Annotated in this window: 3 protein-coding genes; 2 read left to right on the top strand and 1 reads right to left on the bottom strand. The window is 74.1% G+C overall.

From position 1 onward, the window contains the following. Positions 1-151 precede the first annotated feature (151 nt). Positions 152-658, top strand: coding sequence for an inorganic diphosphatase (locus C1I95_RS32045; RefSeq protein WP_111219631.1), 507 nt, complete (start codon positions 152-154; stop codon positions 656-658). Between the two features lie 30 nt (positions 659-688). Here the strand turns inward: C1I95_RS32045 and eccD are convergent, their stop codons facing one another. Continuing rightward, complete coding sequence (gene eccD, locus C1I95_RS32040; protein ID WP_111219629.1) at positions 689-2,089, bottom strand: type VII secretion integral membrane protein EccD; 1,401 nt, start codon at positions 2,087-2,089, stop codon at positions 689-691. Between the two features lie 100 nt (positions 2,090-2,189). Here eccD and eccCa point away from each other — a divergent pair. Further along, positions 2,190-4,374 (top strand): type VII secretion protein EccCa (eccCa, locus tag C1I95_RS32035; RefSeq protein ID WP_111219627.1); only part of this gene is annotated, 2,185 nt, incomplete at its 3' end.

The raw sequence follows: 4,374 nt of genomic DNA, 5'->3' as shown, positions 1-4,374 counted from the left end.
ACCCCCTCCTCCCCCGCCGGAACCGGCCTGGGTGACACTACTTCGGTCCGAAGACTATGCGGCGGCCGGAGTCAGTGGGTGGGCATTCGCCTGTCCTGGTCAGGCCGCCGGTTCCGTCAAGCCAGCGTGGGCAGACGAGGGAGCGTGGGAGATGGATTTCGACGTCACGGTTGAGATCCCGAAGGGTCACCGCAACAAATACGAGGTGGACCACGTGACCGGCCGGATTCGGCTGGACCGCACCCTCTTCACCTCCACGCAGTATCCAGCCGACTACGGCTTCATCGAGGGCACCCTGGGCGAGGACGGCGACCCGCTGGACGCCCTGGTGCTGGTGCCCGAGCCGACCTTCCCGGGCTGCCTGATCCGCTGCCGCACGATCGGCATGTTCCGGATGACGGACGAGAAGGGCGGCGACGACAAGGTCCTCTGCGTCCCTTACGAGGACCCGCGGCAGGAGCACCTGCGCGACATCCACCACCTCGGCGAGTTCGACCGGCTGGAGATCCAGCACTTCTTCGAGGTGTACAAGGACCTGGAGCCGGGCAAGTCGGTCGAGGGTGCCACCTGGGTGGGGCGTACCGAGGCCGAGGCCGAGATCGTGGCGTCGTTCAAGCGGGCCAAGGACGCCGAGGAGCGCGGCGAGTCCGCACACTGACCCGCACGTCCTTACGGGCCCGGGGACCGCTCAGCCGAGCAGTCCCCGGGCTCGTTCGTACAGGCCGAGCACCGCGCAGGCGATCGGCACCACGGAGACCACCAGGACGGTGTCGGTGAGGTCGGCGACCCGACCGACGTACGGGGAGACCGGGCGGCGGGCGTACGTGGTGCCGCCGGCCACCACCAGCAGGGCGACCAGCAGCCCGCCGACCGCCAGTACGAGCTGGCCCGTCGGGTCGGCGTCCCGGGCGAGCATCCCGCCGAGGACCGCGTACCCGGCCAGCCCGGCGAGCACGGGCGGCACCCGGTGCCGCACCGCCACGAAGAGCCGGGCGCGGAGCAGCAGCACCGCCGAGGTGACCGCGACGAGCAGCCGACCGGCCACGCCGCCGGTGACGCCGAGCAGCACCGCGGCGGCCACGGTGAGCACGGCGTGCCCGATCAGCATTCCGGTCAGCATCTCCTCGGTGCGGGCCACGGCCGCGTACACCCGTCCCCGGTCCGGCAGGTCCCGGGCCCGGTCCGGATCGTCCGGGGTGCCGGTGGGCAGGGTGATCGGGGGCAGTGGGACCTTGCCCAGCCGGATGGCCAGCAGCGGGATCGCCCCGATCGCGAAGGCCAGTACGCAGAGCAGGACGGCCGCCGTGCCGGCCGGTCCGAGCAGCAGGCCGCCGAGGGCGGCCAGCCCGCCGGCGGCGCCCACCACCACGCCGGCCACGAAGATCCGGAGCCGGGTGGCCACCCCGAACAGCCCGAGCACCGACACCAGCAGTAGCGCCACCGCGCCGGCCAACAGCTCGGCCGCGCCGATCCAGCGCAGCGGGCCGAACGGCCCGACCGGGTCGCCGGAGCTGACGGCCAGGGCACCGGCCACCGCGCCGTACGGCAACGCGTAACCGCCGAGGACTGCCCCGGCGGGACCGTCGCCCTGAGCCCGGGAGAGCACCGTGCCGGCCAGCACCAGCAGCACCGCTACCAGGGTCGCGGCCAGCCAGCCGGTGGCCTGGCCCGGCCCGCCGGCGAGCAGGGCGAGCAGGCCGACGGCGAGCGGCACCCCGGCGCCGCCGAGAGCGGCGGCTCGGGTGGCACCGGGTGACCAGGCACCGCCGCGCCGACGCGCGGCGTCGGCGATGGCCTCCACCACGTCGTCGTACTCCAGCTCGGGCCACTCGGCGCGGGCGGGCACCAGGTGCAGCACCTCGCCGTCCCGGACACCCTGGGCGAGCAGGGCCTGCCCGGCCGCCAACACGCTGCCGTCGGCCCGCCGCAGCACCCAGCCGCCGTGCCGCTCCCCGTCGTCAGCGAGCCCCTCGCCGGCGTGGCGCAGCACCTCGGGCAACAGCTCGGTGAGCGGGACCTGCTCCGGCAGGGCCACGTCCACCCGCCGCTGGGGGGCGCTGACGGTGACCCGGGCCAGCCCGGTTGTCATCGACTGATCTCCATATCAGTCACGGTGACGGCTGCGCGGACGTGAGGACTTTACCTACCATGAGCCAGGCTCGGGTTACCGTGCGCTGTCAGGAGGTCGAGTGTCCACTGTCGTCATCCGACGGCCGCCACGGCGCCCGGCGCCCGACATTCCGGTCGGTGAGCTGCCGGTCCAGGCGCCTCCGGAGATCCCGGCCGTTACCGGTGGACGCTGGCACCAGATGCTGATGGTGCTGCCGATGCTCGGCGGCACGGTCGCGATGGCGATGATGTTCGGCCGGGGTGGCGGCGCGTACTCGTACGTGGTCGGCGGCATGTTCGGCCTCTCCTCGCTGGCGATGCTGGCGACCTCCTGGGGCAGCGCCTCGGGCACCCCGAAGAAGTCCGAGATGATGGCGGCCCGCCGGGAGTACCTGCGGCACCTGAGCACGCTGCGGCGGCAGGTCCGGCAGACCGCGACGCGGCAGCGCGCCGGCCTGTGCTACCGGCACCCGGATCCGACGCTGCTCTGGTCGACGGTGGACAGCCACCGGGTCTGGGAGCGCCGCCCGACCGATCCGGACTTCGCGGTGGTCCGGGTCGCGGTCGGGCCGCAGACCCTGGCCACCCCGCTGGTTCCGCCGGTGACCCGCCCGCTGGAGGAACTGGAGCCGATGACCGCAGGGGCGCTGCGCCGCTTCCTGGACGCGTACTCGGTGGTGCCCGACCTGCCGGTGGCCCTGTCACTGCGCAGCTTCGCCCGGGTCTTCGTCCGGGGTACGCCGGCCGGTCCCACCGGTTCGCCGGCCGCGCAGGCGCTGGTCCGGGCGATGCTGACCCAGCTCGCCGTGTTCCACGCCCCGGACGAACTGCTCGTCGCCGTCTGCGCCGGGCCGGAACGGCGGAGCGTCTGGGAGTGGGTCAAGTGGCTGCCGCACGCCCAGCACCCGACCCGCAGCGACGCCCTCGGCCCGGTGCGGCTGGTGACCAGCTCGGCGGTGGAGCTGGAACGCCTGCTCGACGAGGTGCTGGCCAGCCGGTCCCGGTTCAGTCCGGCCGGGCCGGCCACCGACGGGCCGCACCTGGTCGTCGTGCTGGATGGCGGCGACCTCACCGGGGCCACGGAGCTGACCGGGGACGGCGGCATCGACGCGGTCACCCTGATCGACCTGGACACCCCGCCACCGCGTCTGCTCGACCGCTTCGCGCTGCTGCTGGAGCTGCGCCGCGGCCGGCTGCACTCACACTCCGCGGACGGGCCCGCCGAGGTCGGCACCGTCGACGCGCTGGCGATCGCCGAGGCCGAGGCGGTGGCGCGCCGGCTGGCTCCGCTGCGGCTGGCCGCCGCCACCCGGGGCGCGGACGCGGCGCCCGGCGCCGAGCCAGGCCTGCCGGAGCTGCTCGGCCTCGGCGACCCGGAGGGTTTCACCGCCGAGCAGGGCTGGGCCCCGCGGTCGGCCCGCGAGCGGCTGCGCGCGCCCATCGGCGTCGGCGTGGACGGCGGCGCGGTCGAGCTGGATCTGAAGGAGTCGGCGCAGGACGGCATGGGCCCGCACGGGCTGCTCATCGGCGCGACCGGCTCCGGCAAGTCCGAGCTGCTGCGTACGCTGGTGCTCGGGCTGGCCGCCACCCACTCCTCCGAGCAGCTCAACTTCGTGCTGGTCGACTTCAAGGGTGGGGCCACGTTCGCCTCGTTCGATCGGCTGCCGCACACCGCCGCCGTGATCACCAACCTGGCCGACGCGCTGCCCCTGGTCGACCGCATGGTCGACGCGATCAACGGTGAGCTGGTCCGCCGGCAGGAGTTGCTGCGCCGGGCCGGCAACTTCGCCAGCCTGCGCGACTACGAGCGGGCCCGGTCGGCGGGCAATCCGCTGGCCCCGCTGCCGTCGCTGCTGCTGATCTGCGACGAGTTCTCCGAGCTGCTGTCGGCCAAGCCCGACTTCATCGACCTGTTCGTCCAGATCGGCCGGCTGGGCCGGTCGCTCGGCGTGCACCTGCTGCTGGCCAGCCAGCGCCTGGAGGAGGGGCGGCTGCGGGGGCTCGACACCCACCTGTCGTACCGGATCGGTCTGCGGACCTTCTCCGCGTTGGAGTCCCGGACAGTGCTCGGGGTGCCGGACGCGCACGAGCTGCCCCGCTCGCCGGGCCACGGTTACCTGCGCTTCGGCACCGAGCCGCTGCTGCGCTTCAAGGCCGCGTACGTCTCGGGGCCGGTCCGCCGGCGCGGTCCGGCGGCCGGCGCGGCCACTCCCGGCCGTCCCCGTCTGCTCGCCTTCTCCACCCACTTCACGCCCGCCCCGCAAC

The sequence above is a fragment of the Micromonospora craterilacus genome (assembly GCF_003236315.1).
Taxonomy (GTDB): Bacteria; Actinomycetota; Actinomycetes; order Mycobacteriales; family Micromonosporaceae; genus Micromonospora; species Micromonospora craterilacus.
This window is presented reverse-complemented; position numbering and strand designations above follow the sequence as displayed.